At 60.3% G+C, this 15,843-nt stretch carries 11 protein-coding genes; 1 reads left to right on the top strand and 10 read right to left on the bottom strand.

The genetic code is table 11. The features are described from left to right. Positions 1–21 precede the first annotated feature (21 nt). The 5 genes from LVY75_04385 to LVY75_04365 all read right to left on the bottom strand — a co-directional run bounded on the left by LVY75_04385 (position 22) and on the right by LVY75_04365 (position 6,850). On the bottom strand, positions 22–993 hold the full coding sequence (locus LVY75_04385; protein ID XAZ21196.1) for a GDP-L-fucose synthase: 972 nt from the start codon (positions 991–993) through the stop codon (positions 22–24). Continuing rightward, positions 986–2,089, bottom strand: coding sequence for a GDP-mannose 4,6-dehydratase (gene gmd, locus LVY75_04380; GenBank protein ID XAZ21195.1), 1,104 nt, complete (start codon positions 2,087–2,089; stop codon positions 986–988). Before gmd ends, LVY75_04385 begins: the two co-directional genes overlap by 8 nt. A gap of 130 nt (positions 2,090–2,219) precedes the next feature. Beyond that, positions 2,220–4,991, bottom strand: a complete 2,772-nt coding sequence (locus LVY75_04375) for an O-antigen ligase family protein (GenBank protein ID XAZ21194.1) — start codon at positions 4,989–4,991, stop codon at positions 2,220–2,222. A 151-nt stretch (positions 4,992–5,142) separates the two neighbouring features. Continuing rightward, positions 5,143–5,661, bottom strand: coding sequence for a hypothetical protein (locus tag LVY75_04370; protein XAZ21193.1), 519 nt, complete (start codon positions 5,659–5,661; stop codon positions 5,143–5,145). A 1-nt stretch (position 5,662) separates the two neighbouring features. After that, the gene (locus tag LVY75_04365) at positions 5,663–6,850 is read right to left on the bottom strand and encodes a glycosyltransferase family 2 protein (GenBank protein XAZ21192.1); all 1,188 of its coding nucleotides are present in this window, start codon (positions 6,848–6,850) and stop codon (positions 5,663–5,665) included. A gap of 544 nt (positions 6,851–7,394) precedes the next feature. On the opposite strand from LVY75_04365, the gene LVY75_04360 reads away from it, so the two are divergent. Beyond that, positions 7,395–8,849, top strand: a complete 1,455-nt coding sequence (locus LVY75_04360; protein ID XAZ21191.1) for a hypothetical protein — start codon at positions 7,395–7,397, stop codon at positions 8,847–8,849. 69 nt (positions 8,850–8,918) lie between these two features. Here LVY75_04360 and LVY75_04355 read toward each other — a convergent pair whose 3' ends face one another. The 5 genes from LVY75_04355 to LVY75_04335 all read right to left on the bottom strand — a co-directional run bounded on the left by LVY75_04355 (position 8,919) and on the right by LVY75_04335 (position 15,667). Continuing rightward, a complete protein-coding gene (locus LVY75_04355; GenBank protein XAZ21190.1) occupies positions 8,919–10,148 on the bottom strand; it encodes a right-handed parallel beta-helix repeat-containing protein in 1,230 nt (409 codons plus the stop codon). Positions 10,149–10,273: 125 nt separating this feature from the next. Further along, positions 10,274–12,487 (bottom strand): exopolysaccharide biosynthesis protein, encoded by a 2,214-nt coding sequence (locus tag LVY75_04350; protein XAZ21189.1) that lies wholly within the window; start codon positions 12,485–12,487, stop codon positions 10,274–10,276. Next, positions 12,484–13,626 (bottom strand): glycosyltransferase family 4 protein, encoded by a 1,143-nt coding sequence (locus LVY75_04345; GenBank protein XAZ21188.1) that lies wholly within the window; start codon positions 13,624–13,626, stop codon positions 12,484–12,486. The genes LVY75_04350 and LVY75_04345 overlap by 4 nt, the downstream gene beginning before the upstream one ends. After that, positions 13,620–14,720 (bottom strand): glycosyltransferase family 4 protein, encoded by a 1,101-nt coding sequence (locus LVY75_04340; GenBank protein ID XAZ21187.1) that lies wholly within the window; start codon positions 14,718–14,720, stop codon positions 13,620–13,622. Before LVY75_04340 ends, LVY75_04345 begins: the two co-directional genes overlap by 7 nt. After that, positions 14,717–15,667 (bottom strand): glycosyltransferase, encoded by a 951-nt coding sequence (locus LVY75_04335; GenBank protein ID XAZ21186.1) that lies wholly within the window; start codon positions 15,665–15,667, stop codon positions 14,717–14,719. The genes LVY75_04340 and LVY75_04335 overlap by 4 nt, the downstream gene beginning before the upstream one ends. Between the last annotated feature and the right edge of the window lie 176 nt (positions 15,668–15,843).

Here is a 15,843-nt window from a genome sequence, read left to right as displayed (position 1 = left end):
GCGACAATAGCGCGACTGCCGTCATTCTGCAGCCTCGTTATGGCGTTCGAGATAGTGCCCCTCCAGGAAGGAGCGATAGGCGTCGGCTATGCCCGCCTTCAGGCCTATCCTCGGTGACCAGCCGAGCGCGCGCAGCTTGTCGGCGCTCATCAGCTTGCGCGGCGTACCATCCGGTTTGCTGAGATCGCGCGTGATCTCACCTTCGAACCCGACGACCTCGGCAACGAGCCTTGCCAATTCGAGGATGCTGATGTCTTCGCCTGAGCCGACATTCACGTGACTTTCGGCGGAATAGGCCTTCATGAGATGGATGCAGGCATCGGCGCAATCATCGACATGCAGGAATTCACGCAGCGGCGCTCCTGTGCCCCAGATGCGGATTTCCTTTTCGCCGTTGATCTTGGCCTCATGCGCTTTGCGGATCAGGGCCGGCATGACATGGCTTGAATGGAGGTCGAAATTATCGCCCGGTCCATAGAGATTGGTGGGCATGGCCGAAATGAAGTCCTTGCCATGCTGCTTCCGATAGGCAGCGCAAAGCTTCAGTCCGGCAATTTTGGCGATCGCATACCATTCGTTCGTCGGTTCGAGCGATCCGCTGAGAAGCGCGTCTTCGACGATCGGTTGTTCGGCGAACTTCGGGTAGATGCAGGACGAACCCAGAAACATCAGTTTTTCGACGCGAGCCTTATAAGCGGCGTGGATGACGTTCGCCTCGAGGATCAGGTTGTCGTAGAGGAAGTCGGCCGGATAGGTATCATTGGCGAGGATGCCGCCGACCTTTGCAGCCGCCAGGAAGACGGCATCGGGGCGGTTGTTTGCCATCCATGCCTCCACCTGATCCTGCCGCCTCAGATCGACTGCGGCGTGCGCAACCGTGAGGATCTCGCAGCCCTCGGACGCAAGACGCCGCACGAGCGCGGAGCCCACCATCCCGCGGTGACCCGCGACATAGACTCTTTTCCCAGCGAGGCTGTAGATGATCTCAGGCATGGACCAGCCCCTTGTTCGCGCCGATCGTCGGAACATTGCGGGCCATGACTTTCAAATCCTCGCGGACCATCTCCGAAACCAGCTGGTCAAGACTCACCTCGTGTTTCCAGCCAAGCTTCGTATGCGCCTTCGTCGGATCACCAAGCAGAAGGTCGACTTCGGTGGGTCGGAAATAGGCCGGATCGACCTCCACCACGCAGCGGCCGGATAACTTGTCGTATCCCTTTTCCTCGACACCTTCCCCACGCCAATCGATCGGCATGCCCACCCTGGCAAAAGCCTTCTCGACAAAAGAGCGAACGGTGTGCGTTTCGCCGGTTGCTAGGACATAATCTTCCGGCTCGTCCTGCTGCACCATCAGCCACATGCCGCGGACATATTCCCGCGCATGTCCCCAGTCGCGCTTGGCATCGAGATTGCCAAGATAAAGCCGCTCCTGCAGGCCGAGATGGATGGCCGCGGCCGCGCGAGTAATCTTGCGCGTTACGAAGGTTTCACCACGGATCGGGCTTTCATGGTTGAACAGGATGCCGTTCGAGGCATGCATGCCATAGGCTTCGCGATAGTTGACGACGATCCAGTAGGCATAAAGCTTGGCGGCCGCATAGGGGGATCGAGGGTAGAACGGCGTCGTTTCGTTCTGCGGGACCGCCTGAACCTTGCCGTAGAGCTCCGAAGTGGATGCCTGATAGAAGCGCGTCTTCTTGGTCAGGCCCAGGAGGCGAATGGCCTCAAGCAGCCTTAGGGTGCCGGTTCCGTCCGCGTTGGCGGTATATTCCGGAGTTTCGAAAGACACCTGGACGTGGCTTTGTGCGGCGAGATTGTAGATCTCGTGGGGCTGCGTTTCCTGGACGATCCGGATGAGATTTGTTGCGTCGGTCATATCCCCGTAGTGAAGGATGAAGCGCGGATTATCGACATGAGGATCTTCGTACAGATGTTCGATACGATTGGTATTGAAGGACGACGAACGCCGCTTGATGCCGTGAACAATATAGCCCTTATCCAGGAGCAATTCGGCGAGGTAAGCACCATCCTGGCCGGTTACGCCGGTAATCAGTGCGACTTTCCCGTTGTGTCTCATTCCGGTATCCATGATCGTTCTCCAACTCGAGTACTAACGCTGTTTCTGAGAAGCTGCCGAATGCCATCGACAGGTGGTGTTTCGCGGTTTGAGCGGGCGGTTCCGCCGTTGCCTGCAATGTGGATATCGCAACGTTCGGCTCTCATTTTTGCATCCCCAGATACGGGTGCAGCCAACGCAAGGTGAACCATGCTGCGATGGGTGACGTCTCGAAATTCTGATAGGTCATCAAGGACCTTGCGTATAATTCGGAGTCACGGAAGTTGTATTTTGCGTGACGTTTGGGTTTGACGTTGTTGATGGCGACGACGATGTCGGCATTGCGAGCGCTCCTGAGCTGCTGCAGGCAGAATTCGGCGGCTCTGCGGCTGGTTTTTGCCCATTGCACGATCATCAGCGTTCGCTCCGTCAGCGCTGTCAGATGCATCGTATCGGCCGAGGCCAGTACGGGGGCGCTGTCGAAGATGACGATCTGGCCTCTGTTGCGGGCCATCTCGATGATCTCGGCGACGTCGGTCATGCGCATGCGCCGCTGCAGGCGGGGATTGCCGGCCGGGATGAAGTCGATACCGCTCGGATGGTGATGGACGACGTCCTCCAGGCCAGCCTGTCCACTCAGGAAGTCATTCAGCCCCTGCTTCAGGCCGGACCGGAACAGCGTGTCGAGATGTCCGCGCCGGATATCGCTGTCGACAAGCAGCACCGGTGTTCCGTTGGCGGCAAGCTCGATTGCCAGCGATCCGGCCACCAGCGACTTGCCTTCGCCGCTATGGGCCGAGGTCACGGCGATGCTGTTCGGCAGCTTTCCGCCATTGGCCTGCTTGAGCGAGATCATCACGGTGCGGATCGCTTCGTCGAACATGCCGATCTGCGTTTGCCCGAACAGCCGCGAGGGATCTCTGCGGTCCTTGCGTCGCAAGTGCGGGACGAAGCCGGCCGGCACGATGCGCGCCATTCCACTGATCTGGTCGAAGCTGCGCACCGTCCTGTCCATCATCTCGACCACGAAGGCGGCCGTCACCGCAACCGAGATCGAAGCGAAGAAGGCGCCGATCAGGTAGAACAGCCGGCTGCGCCCCTGCGGAGCAAGCGGCACCGCAGCCGGTGACAGGACCTCCAGTTCGGTGCCCGGCAGCATAGCCTGCCCGGCAAGGCCGCGGCGCTGCTCCTCAAGCTTGTCAAGCGCCGTCTGCTCTCTATCGGCAATGCGCTGCAGCCGTCCGAGTTCGGTCTGCGCCAGCGACGAGCGGGAGCGTTGCTCATAGGCGGCCGCCAGTGCCGATCGCACTGTACGATCCTCGTCATCAAGGGTGCTCAGCTTGGCGCGCATGGACTGCAGGTACCGGTCGACCGCCGCGCCGAGATCGGTGCGGGACCTGTCGATCCTTGCGCGCAGGTCGACCACGGCGGCAGCATCGTTGCCATAGATGTCGAGAAGGCGTGCGAGATCCTGCTGCTGGGCACGAAGGTCGCTTTGCATCGCACCGATGCTGTCGGGGACGGCTTTGTTCTGGGCGGCAAGCGAAGGGTCGCGGGCCGCTTCCAGTGCGGCGATCGTATCCTGGATGTCGGCGCGGCTTTGCCCGATCTTCGTCTGCCGGTCGCTCAATTCGACGATCGCCTTGACCTGTTCGCTCTGCTCATCGCCGCTTTGAACGACGCCCATCGTTTGCTGATAGGTGTCGGCGGCATCGCGGGCGGCCCTGGCGCGATCCTGCTGTTCGGCGATGCGCTGGCCGATCCATGCCTGCGCCGTGTCGAGGCTGCCGCGGATACTGTCCTTGCGCTCTTCGAGATAGATGCTGATGAGACGGTTCGGGACGGCGGCTGCCAGTTCGGGATCGCCGGCCGTAAAGCCGATCTGGACGACATCGCTCTGGCCGTCGCGCCACACACTCAGCGCCTTGTAATAAGCCTGGATGATCGGCTCGATACTGTCTCCCGATGGCTGTGACGGCTTGTCGCTGCTCACCAGCAGGCCACGCAAGGTTGCCCTGATCTCGTCGAGGACGGAGGCCTGGCGCAGGGCCGGGTTGAACTCCGGCCGCTCGTCGAGCCGCAAGTCGCGGATGATGCGCTCCGTCACGCTTCTGGACAGCAGCCGCTCGGTCTCGGATGTGACGTTCACCGGCGCATTGTTGCCGGCATCGCCGGTGCTGAGCGCAGTTGCCAGCGGCTTGTGGATCATCAGCCGGGACGCGGCGTGATAGCTCGGATTCAAACCCGAGATCAGCACGATCGAGGCCGCCATCAGCATCATCATCACCGCAACGATCATAACAAGCCGCCGACGGATCAAGCGTAACCCGGAGGTAATATCTCTCGCTTCGGTTGGAAACCGGATCGCGAACATAATCACGGCAGTCGCAAACAGGACGAAGAGGATGCTATTCTGAGTGAGGATGATCGTTTCCGTGAGGTTCATCACCAGGAACATGATGACCAGCACATTCAGCCACAGCCAACCCTCTTCGGGAGCATCACACAGCAGCGTCGCCCCCTGCCGAAGCGCGCGTACAATCGTCCAGGCCAGGGGTATGAAACCCAGGAGGCCGAGGCCCAGCAATACGTCGCGAAAGCCGTTATGGGCATGCGGCGCAGGCCACCCGGCTGCAGCGCGGACGTACCAGCCGTCGGCATTGGAGTCGGCCCAGAAGGCTTGATAGCCATAACCGAGCAACAGCCGTCTTCCGATTGCGAGATCCACTTCCCGCCAAAGCGGAACGCGTCCAGTCAGCGTCGCATCCTTGCCCATCGCTTCGAGCAGGGGAACGAGCAATTCGCTAAGTCCTACAAGGACCAGCGCAACCAATTGCAGGCAGACCAGCACGAGCGTCGCCCGTCCAAGGTCGCGGGTCTTTGAAAGGGCTAGGAAGAAAGCTGTTGCCGGGACCGCGCTGACGAGTGAGTTCATGGCCGTCATCGACTGCGACGCGACCAGGCAAAAGAGACTGGCGCACAGCAGCGGTATGCTGACAATTCTAGGCCCAGCCCGTCGATCCACGGCCATCATGCTGCACGCGAAAGTCGCGATCGCTGCGTTCCACCCGAGGGTGTTTTTATTGTCAAAAAACTCCTCTCAGGGAGCTCTCGCCAAAGGTGAACGCACGACTGGGCCATGCCACAGCCATCAAAAGACTGCACACCATGCCGGTGCCAAGCACCACGACTGTCAGCAACAGCAGTTGCCGCGGCGTGAACAGGATGGCGAGAAGGTATGCTAGTGAAATGGAGAGAATGAGCGCAACGCCCCGCTGTAGGGTGAGAGCGGGGCTCGACGACCACAGCACTGAAGCAAGCGGTAACAAAAGAAGGATGACGAACGGCAGACTACGGCGAATGGCAGTCAGCAGCTCTGCCTGATTTCGAGCCAGGAGTCCGAGAGAAATCAGATAGATGGGCATGCCAAGCAGGCGAAGTTTGGCCATCTCGCTGGCATCGAGGTTGCCGTCACGGTCGATGAGAGGAAAGATGCAGCCACTCAGAAGGAACAGCGCGATGAGGACGCCGATGCACTCCATTGACCGCCACGGCATGATGACTTTGGGGCTGTAGACTGCCGGATAGCAAGCCTTCTCCATCATGTCATTCTGCCGGATACTGGCTGCTCAACTGGCCTTCCGTCGTTCTGACGCCTGTCAACGCTGGACTTGCGGCGATGCCGACCCGGCGCAGAGCGCTGGCACCGGCGGGTGCGTCGCGTCGCGTCTGATCTGCAGCGGCACCATTAACCGACCCCGCAGCGGCCCGGCCTGTCAGATGCTCTACAAGATAAAGAGGCCGTTGTCGGACCTCGACTGCGATGCGGCCGACATATTCGCCAAGAAGCCCGACGGAAATCATGTTGAACGCGCCGAATACCAGAATGACCACCATGATGGAGGCGTAACCGGGCATATCGACGCCAAATATCAGCGTTCGTCCAATGATGATGGCCGCATAGAGTTGCGCTAGAAAGACGACAACGAGGCCGACATAAGTCCAGATGCGTAAAGGCATCGTCGTCGACCCGGTGATCCCGTCGAGCGCGAAGTTCCACAAGCGCCAGTATACCCACTTCGAGGTGCCAGCCGTACGTTTCGGCCGGTCGTATTCGACCGTCGCCTGAGTGAAGCCAACCCAGGAGAATAGCCCTTTCATGAAGCGGATACGCTCCGGCATGCCGTTGAGGACATCGACCACGCTGCGATCCAGCAGCCGGAAATCGCCGACATTGTCCTGGATGGGGTAGTCGGCCATCCTGTTATAGAGGCCGTAGAAGGCCGCGGCGCTGCACCGCTTGAGCCAGGTGTCGCTGACACGTCTCTTGCGTCGTGCGTTGACCACCTTTGCGCCGCGCATCCAGGCGCTCACCATATCCGGGACGATATCCGGCGGATCCTGCAGATCGACGTCCATCGGGATGATTGCATCTCCGCGGGCGTGGGCGAGACCGGCTGCCAGAGCTGCGTCCTTGCCGAAGTTCCGCGACAGGCAGATCAGTCCGATATCCGGTCGCTGCGCCACGAGACCTTCGATGATGTCTACGGTGCGATCGCGGCTGCCATCGTCGACGAAGAGGATCTCTACCTGTCCGCCTGGTCCGAGAGCGGCGCGGATCGCGTTGGTCTGTGCGTCCATGGCCTGGAGAAAGAGCACGATCGTCTCCTCCTCGTTGAACACCGGCACCACAATACTCAGTACCAAGCCGTCCGTATCTGACATGCCGTGAGACGAAAGATCAGTCTTGGTGATGGGCCATGTGAGGGGGGATTCCGTGCTGCGCGGCAACATGTTAAGCCCCCGATGTGATGAAATGTGTTGGACCACATGCGCCTGCTGCCGCACGACGGTCGGCGCAACGAGGCCGCCGCTCGTAGATCCTTCGAAGAAACCGCTCGATCCGATCACTCTTTACAATAGTCTTACTCTTGACCATCCTCGGCTCCATTCAGCTTGCCGAACTCGCAAGCTTCAAGGCTCATCGAATTTTACCCCGACGTCCCTGTCGGTGATGACACGCAAGCCTCTGTAGAAGTGAACTTTATTCTTTATGTTGGCTGGTCGAAAGCGAGCCATAAGACGTATGCGTACCACTTTGTGCTGATTGTTGCTCAAACGAAGAACGAGTTAGTCTTGGAAATGATCTAGGCCGGCAAAGATCTATTACCGGCCGGGCGCTGGACACGGTTGTGGGACGAGTACGTGTATGGGCATATCTGATCTCAATCCGGCGCTGAGCGCGGAGATCGCGGGACCATCGAACCCGGTCAATAACAGAATATCTCATTTGCAAAGGTCGCACCCTTTATCGCAGCACATCGTCCTGTGGCTCGCCATGGTCGCCGCTTTGGTTGCGCTTTGCACTGCGATCAGCGGGCAGAGTTACTGGATAGACGAGGCCAACACTGCATGGCGTGCCGCGGAGCCGCACTTTGAGACGCTTTTGGCCCGCATGGTCGCGGAGACAGGCTCCGATGCGCAGATGCCATTTTTCCTCGTGGTGATCTGGGCCTGGGAGAAGGTCGCAGGCGACGGCGAGGTTGCGCTGAGGGTGATGAACCTCCTTTGGCTTATTCCGGGCCTCTACGTCTTGGCCAATGGCCGGGTTGATCGGCTTCTGGTCGCCGCCAGCAGTGCGTTTCTCTGGTATTATGTCGATGAGGCGCGGCCCTATGGCATGCAGATCGGGGCGAGCCTGATGGTCTTCGGCCTGCTTGAACGCGCGGTGGTCGCGGCGAGCGATCGCAGTGCGGAAGGTCCGCTCCTTCGCCGCTATCAGGTCTGGCTGCTTGCGTTCGGACTTATTGCTCTTGCTGGAAGCAGCTTGCTCGGTGCGATCTGGGCCGCCGCCGCGGTCGGCGCCGCCGCTTGTGCCGTACACTGGCGCGTTCGCCGGCTTGCGAACAGCCATATCATCGGACCGTCGGTTCTGCTCGTGGTCGTGCTCACGCCACTCGGGCTTTACTATCTCTGGACCGTGCTTGGGGGGGCGGGCGGCACCAAAGTGGCGACGACCGACGCGCGGACATTGTTGTTCTCGGCCTACGAATTGCTGGGTTTCGCAGGCCTCGGCCCTGGGCGCACGGATCTGCGCGCCGGCGAGGGGACGATAGTCACGTCTTATCTCGTTGCGCTCGCGAGCTACGCCATCCTGGTCGCTGCGGTAACGCTGGCCGGGCTGATCCACGCTGTTCGCAATATTCCGCCCCGCACATTGGCGGTATGCGCGATCGCGTTCACGGCTGCCGCAGCATTGATCCTGATCGCTGGATATATCCTGCATTGGCGTGTCGTCGGTCGCCACCTTGCTCCTGCGATCGCCGTCGTCCTGGCGCTGCAGGCGGCCGGTGCGACGCTGCTCTGGCGCCGGCCTGTCGGCAAGTTCGTGGTGGTTGGCTTTCTTGCAATGGCATTGGCTTCTGGCGCGAGCATCAGATTCGCGCAGCGGCATGCCAAGGACGATTATCGCGCTGCGGCCTCGGTCGTACGCACGGCCCTAACCGGGGGCCATCGCGTCTGGTGGAGCGCTGACGCACTTGGCGCTCTCGTGTACCATGTGCCGCTAGGCAAGGGATGTGGCAGCGCGCTCTATGTCTTTGAGCCACGGCCCGGTTTTGCAGCCGCTCTGGAGGCTCCGACGCTCGTCGTCACCAGCAAGCCTGATATTTACGATCCGGAAGGAGTGCTGGCCGCGTTCCTATCCGACCAGCATTTTCAGCTTACCGAAACCTTCCAGGCTTTCCAGGTCTGGCGACGCGCGTCACCAACTGTTTCGTTACCTTGCGGTTAGGCGCCAATCCGCGCGCTGAATTCACGATAATTGGGCTGTGATTGACGAAATGTATTCGCGGGGCTGCGTTTATCGCCGCACCGAGCCAGAGACGTTCTCGGCATTCGGTGGCGTCTCCGTACTGGGACCGGCCTCGTCCGCTCCTATGTCGATCTTGCCGTTTGCGCGGGCCTGCCCGTCCAGGTCGGCAGATCCGAGCCCGAAAGCTGTCGTTCCTGCATCGATGGCCGGCGAACCAGGCTTGAGGTGGAAATCTCCAGTGGCAGGATTTGAAAGCAGGGGATCACGCCCAAGCAGGTTCCCGTTCGCTGCATCCGGCACATGGCCGTCCGAAAGCACCGATGCCTCGCGTGGAGTACCGTTGAAGGTGATATTGTTGTACCACTTCACATCCTCGTTCACGTAGCCATTGGTACTGACGTCGTTGATGGCCCGGTTTCTGGAATCCGTTCGCGGATCCGCTACCGCGATATTGTTCACCCAGGTATTGTGGCTGCCCATGGCGTTGCTCAGTTCGCCTCGCCAGCTTCCTTTGTTGGCATTGTCATGGTTGTTGTGCCAGACGGTGTTGTTGCGCACCGTGACGAAGTCGCTCAGGAAGACGTGGATGCCTTTGCCGCCATTGCCGTAGGAGACATTGCCCTCGATCAGAGTGCCGTAGCGGTATTTGGTATCGTGAAAACCGTCGATGATGATACCGTTTCCATCGGTATGTTCCCAGTTGATGGCGGGTCCCTGCACGTTGTCGTAGGTAATGTTGTTCCTGACGACGTTGCGGAACTCGGCGTTGCCTGGGGCGAGGTCCATGTTCTGCCAGAGCGAAATGCCGCTGCACTGATAACCGTTCGTCGCAGTGTTGCCATAGACCCGGTTGTCCTCAATCGTCAGCCAATCCGATTTGGCGCTGGAAATGCCCGAGCCGCCGCTGTCATGGGCAATATTGTCCTTGATTGTGACATGGTGTGATCCTTCGATATCAATCGCATGTCCCCCGCCGCCAACGACGTCGAAGCCTTCGATCCTGATGTAGTTCGCTCGTACGTTCAGGGTGCTGTAGGTGTCCGAAGCAGGCGGTCTGAGCAAAGCGCCGCCAGGCAATTCAGAGCGGATGGTGACGTAATTGTCCGCCGTACCATTCTTCGTTATCATGATCTGCTCGTGATAGGTTCCCGCCTTCACCACGATCTGATCGCCGGGCTTGAGCTGCGCCTGCATGGCGCGGCCGATCGTCTTCCATGGCGCTGACAGGTTGCCCTTGGCTATGTCGCTTCCGTCAGTGGCAACGTAGTAGTCCGTCATCACGCTTCTCCTGTCCCTGTAGTCTGGGGATCCCCTTGGGGTGCCGGTTGTGATGATCAATGGCCTTCGCCTGCTAGAGCAGAAGCGATCGACTGAGCCTATTAGATCCTTCGTAATGTCGAGGCTTACATTTTAAAATCGTGGTATTTCATCAAGGACCTTGCGTATAATTCGGAGTCACGGAAGTTATATTTTGCATGACGTTTGGGTTTGACATTGTTGATGGCGACGACGATGTCGGCATTGCGAGCGCTCCTGAGCTGCTGCAGGCAGAATTCGGCGGCTCTGCGGCTGGTTTTTGCCCATTGCACGATCATCAGCGTTCGCTCCGTCAGCGCTGTCAGATGCATCGTATCGGCCGAGGCCAGTACGGGGGCGCTGTCGAAGATGACGATCTGGCCTCTGTTGCGGGCCATCTCGATGATCTCGGCGACGTCGGTCATGCGCATGCGCCGCTGCAGGCGGGGATTGCCGGCCGGGATGAAGTCGATACCGCTCGGATGGTGATGGACGACGTCCTCCAGGCCAGCCTGTCCACTCAGGAAGTCATTCAGCCCCTGCTTCAGGCCGGACCGGAACAGCGTGTCGAGATGTCCGCGCCGGATATCGCTGTCGACAAGCAGCACCGGTGTTCCGTTGGCGGCAAGCTCGATTGCCAGCGATCCGGCCACCAGCGACTTGCCTTCGCCGCTATGGGCCGAGGTCACGGCGATGCTGTTCGGCAGCTTTCCGCCATTGGCCTGCTTGAGCGAGATCATCACGGTGCGGATCGCTTCGTCGAACATGCCGATCTGCGTTTGCCCGAACAGCCGCGAGGGATCTCTGCGGTCCTTGCGTCGCAAGTGCGGGACGAAGCCGGCCGGCACGATGCGCGCCATTCCACTGATCTGGTCGAAGCTGCGCACCGTCCTGTCCATCATCTCGACCACGAAGGCGGCCGTCACCGCAACCGAGATCGAAGCGAAGAAGGCGCCGATCAGGTAGAACAGCCGGCTGCGCCCCTGCGGAGCAAGCGGCACCGCAGCCGGTGACAGGACCTCCAGTTCGGTGCCCGGCAGCATAGCCTGCCCGGCAAGGCCGCGGCGCTGCTCCTCAAGCTTGTCAAGCGCCGTCTGCTCTCTATCGGCAATGCGCTGCAGCCGTCCGAGTTCGGTCTGCGCCAGCGACGAGCGGGAGCGTTGCTCATAGGCGGCCGCCAGTGCCGATCGCACTGTACGATCCTCGTCATCAAGGGTGCTCAGCTTGGCGCGCATGGACTGCAGGTACCGGTCGACCGCCGCGCCGAGATCGGTGCGGGACCTGTCGATCCTTGCGCGCAGGTCGACCACGGCGGCAGCATCGTTGCCATAGATGTCGAGAAGGCGTGCGAGATCCTGCTGCTGGGCACGAAGGTCGCTTTGCATCGCACCGATGCTGTCGGGGACGGCTTTGTTCTGGGCGGCAAGCGAAGGGTCGCGGGCCGCTTCCAGTGCGGCGATCGTATCCTGGATGTCGGCGCGGCTTTGCCCGATCTTCGTCTGCCGGTCGCTCAATTCGACGATCGCCTTGACCTGTTCGCTCTGCTCATCGCCGCTTTGAACGACGCCCATCGTTTGCTGATAGGTGTCGGCGGCATCGCGGGCGGCCCTGGCGCGATCCTGCTGTTCGGCGATGCGCTGGCCGATCCATGCCTGCGCCGTGTCGAGGCTGCCGCGGATACTGTCCTTGCGCTCTTCGAGATAGATGCTGATGAGACGGTTCGGGACGGCGGCTGCCAGTTCGGGATCGCCGGCCGTAAAGCCGATCTGGACGACATCGCTCTGGCCGTCGCGCCACACACTCAGCGCCTTGTAATAAGCCTGGATGATCGGCTCGATACTGTCTCCCGATGGCTGTGACGGCTTGTCGCTGCTCACCAGCAGGCCACGCAAGGTTGCCCTGATCTCGTCGAGGACGGAGGCCTGGCGCAGGGCCGGGTTGAACTCCGGCCGCTCGTCGAGCCGCAAGTCGCGGATGATGCGCTCCGTCACGCTTCTGGACAGCAGCCGCTCGGTCTCGGATGTGACGTTCACCGGCGCATTGTTGCCGGCATCGCCGGTGCTGAGCGCAGTTGCCAGCGGCTTGTGGATCATCAGCCGGGACGCGGCGTGATAGCTCGGATTCAAACCCGAGATCAGCACGATCGACGCCGCCATCAGCACCATCATCACCGCAACGATCATAACAAGCCGCCGACGGATCAGGCGTAACCCAGACGTCAGGTCGAACTCTTCCGATTTCATTTCCGCCTGAAACCGGGGCTCATAATGGACGGCCGGGAGCGGAACGTTGCGGTCTGGCGGAAAAGTTGAAATTGTCATTGTGCGCTAACCTTTGCTTGAGGTTGCGCGGAGATGGTTTCGTAGAGGTTTTCCATCGACCGCATATACGCCTTCATACTGAAATGGTTGAGATAATGAGCGCGCGCGCCGGCTGAGAGGCGGCTGCGGATGTCTGGATCGGTAATCAGTTTGGCCAGCGCTGCGGCCAAGGCGTCCTTGTCTCCGACAGGGACGAAGACACCGGTTTCGCCGTCGGAAATGACCTCCTCATGCGCTCCGACACGGGTTGTGACAACAGCAAGTCCGTGGGAAAGCCCTTCGAGCACGGCCATTGCGAGGCCTTCGGCATGTGAGGGCAGGACCAGGATATCAGCGCGTGCGCAGAGTGCTCGTGTCTCGTCGGCGCTAAGCCATCCCGGCATGTCCACCAGGCCCGAAAGGCCCATGTCTGCAGCCTGACGGCGATAATCCTCGACAGGCCCGTCGCCTGCCAGTACGGCCCGCCACCGAAGCTCTTTCATGACAGGATGGCTGAGGGCGAGCAGAAGTTCCGGAACGCCTTTGCGTTCGCTGAGCCGACCGAGGAATACGATCAACGGTGGCTCGCCCGCACGAACATTGTGTGCGCCGGGATCGGGGACACAATTGTGAGCGGTCACAAGGTGATCTTCGTCCACGCCCAGAAGTGTGGCGAGCGTCATGCGATCCCGCTGGCCCAGTGCCACGACACAATCAGCACGTTGAAACATGCGGCGTATGAGCGATTGCTGACGCGGCGAGCGTGCAGCAAAGTCGGTGGCATAGTCGTAGTCGTGCAGGTGCAATATGTGAAAGCACCCCAGCAAATGGGCAGCCTCGGTCAGGATCAGCTTTCTCGAGGTGCTGCCGCGGCCCGCGACATGGATATGGTGAATGCGTGTCGGATCGAGGATCCGATCCTTCGCCATTGTCAGGATGGCGCCCAGCAGGCGCAGAGACGACGTCGCAGCGGACCATCGGAGGCCCCTGGTGTCAGTGACGGCATGTTCGCTCCCGCCTTCTTTAGCGGTGCTGGTTATATAACCGACCAGCCTGCCGATGCCGCCGCCGTTCTCGCAGCCACCTGGAACATAGTGGCGGACGCTTGCCCTCTTCCGCATCGCCATCTGGGGATCATCCGCGAGTACCTTCATCAGCATGATCCGACCACCTCGCGATAAAGGGCTGCAGCGTGGGCGCCGACCTGTTCCGGCGAATTCGGTCCTGTTGCCCATGCGAGCGCGTTGGCGCCGAGATTGTTTCTAAGCTCGCTATTGTCAGCCAATGTCCGGATGGCTTTTGCGAGCTCTGCCGCGTCCCCTGGTGGAACCACCATTCCCAGTCCGTTGGGCTGAACGGTCGTTCGCAATTCGCCCACGTCGGTCACGATCACGGGCTTGCCGAACGCTGCAGCAAGGTTGAGCACGCCGCTTTGGGACGCTTCGGTATAGGGGAGGACGACAATATCGGTATCCAGGAAAAGCTGGGCGACTTCTGCGTCCTCGATAAAACGATTGCGAATATCGTAGCGGCCGGCCTCTCCCATCAGCGACCGGAAGATCCATGGGTCATCGCCCCGACCTGCGACCGTAACATGCAGATTGGGGAGCGCATTTTTGAGCATGGCCTCGGCGCGGATCAGATGCTCCAGGCCCTTGTAAGCGAAAATCCGTCCAAAGAGCAGGACGCGGATAGTTCCGTCGGCGGGACCCCTCGTCATCTTCTGCCGCCGAGCGAGGTCGGCATAGCGATGGATGGCAGGATGTGACAGGACATGCACGTGGTCCGGGGCTTTCGAATATCGATCGAGGACCATCCGCTTCAGCCCTTCGCCGTGCACGACGACATGCCCCGACTGCTTTACCATCAATTCGGGAGCCCAGCCGGGCAGTGTGCGGGTATCGGAATCGCCGGGATGCACCTCCACATCATGGACGGTGGTCACGAGCGGGATCGGGCGCCAGAACGGCGCGGCAAAGTTCAGCCACAGCGTGGAATTGCTCAGGAGATGAATGAGGTTTGGTTTCTCCTGCCGGATGAGACGTGTGAGGTGATGCAGGAACCACGGATTGGCAAGCGAGCGATGCCGTGGCCAGTCCAGAAGGTGAAGATCGACGGCAGGATCAAACCACGAAGCAAGATGCGCGTAGCGCCGGCGCGGGACGCCAAGGACGACCGGCATGTGCCGTGCGACGCCGCTCGCGAATGATATGGTGTAGTCTTCCAACTCGGAAACCAGCAGCAGCGCCTTCATTCCGCTGCCTCCGATAAGCTCAAGTCCCGGCCGGAACGAGGAAGATGATAGGCGCCACGCAACGCGTCGCGCGTCCGCCGCAACAGGTTCGGCTCTCCGGCGAAAAATAGCCCTTCGACAGCAAGCCTGATCCGGGTGCGCGCATTGACGCCATCCAGAACCGCTGCCGCCATCTGATAGGGATAGTGATCCGCCAGACTGAGCCTCGCCGGCAGATCATGGAACGAGAGAAATCGATTTGTCGCTTCGACACTCCGTTGCCAATGCGCCATTCGCCGCTTCAGCATGGAGGCATCATCGATCGGCCGGTACCAGTTGTTGTTGTGAATTCTGTAGAACCCAAGTGAATCCGGCAAGGCAGCCACGTCGCCCAGAAATGGATAGATACCCGTAAGCCATGCATCGGCGGATATGCTGAACTGTTCGGGAATAGGCCCTGCGGCATCCCATGTGCTGCGTCGTACGGAGATGGCCGATGTCATCGGGAAGGGCCACCAGCCGGCCGATTTGGTCAGCTGTGGCGACAAGTCTCCCGAACACAGGGTTCGTGGGATCGGTTTGAGGGTTGGTGAGCCATCAATCGAAGTCGGCTGAAGCCGGTGATAGACAAGCGACACCTCGGGATGCGAGCGAAAAGCCACTACCGTCGCGGCCAGCTTGCCCGGCGCCCACCAGTCATCAGCGTCCAGAAAACAGAGAATGCCGCCGCTGCTGAGTTTCACGGCAGTGTTGATCGCTGCAGCCTGTCCCGAGTTCTCCTGAAAGATCACCTTCACCCGGCTGTCATAGTCTTCCAGAACGGAACGCGACTCGTCACTGGATCCATCGTCGACGACGATTATCTCGACGTCGGCAATTTCCTGGCTCAGGACGCTGTCGATCGCCTGTCCGACGAAGCGGCCGTAATTGTAATTGTTGATAAGAACGCTGATGCCCGGCCGCTCCATGACACCCTCTCAAGCCGCTTGCGATACTGCACCGCGATGCAGCAACGTGACTACGATCGAGTCCGATAAGATCTCCCGTGGAGCCAAAGGGGTCACCGCCAACGATGTCGGGGCGAGTAACGCTTCCATCTCATAATGTGCAGAACCAGGACCAGAACGCGAAACCATAGGAATCC

Origin of the sequence: Sinorhizobium sp. B11 (assembly GCA_039725955.1) — a bacterium.
GTDB lineage: Bacteria > Pseudomonadota > Alphaproteobacteria > Rhizobiales > Rhizobiaceae > Rhizobium.
This window is presented reverse-complemented; position numbering and strand designations above follow the sequence as displayed.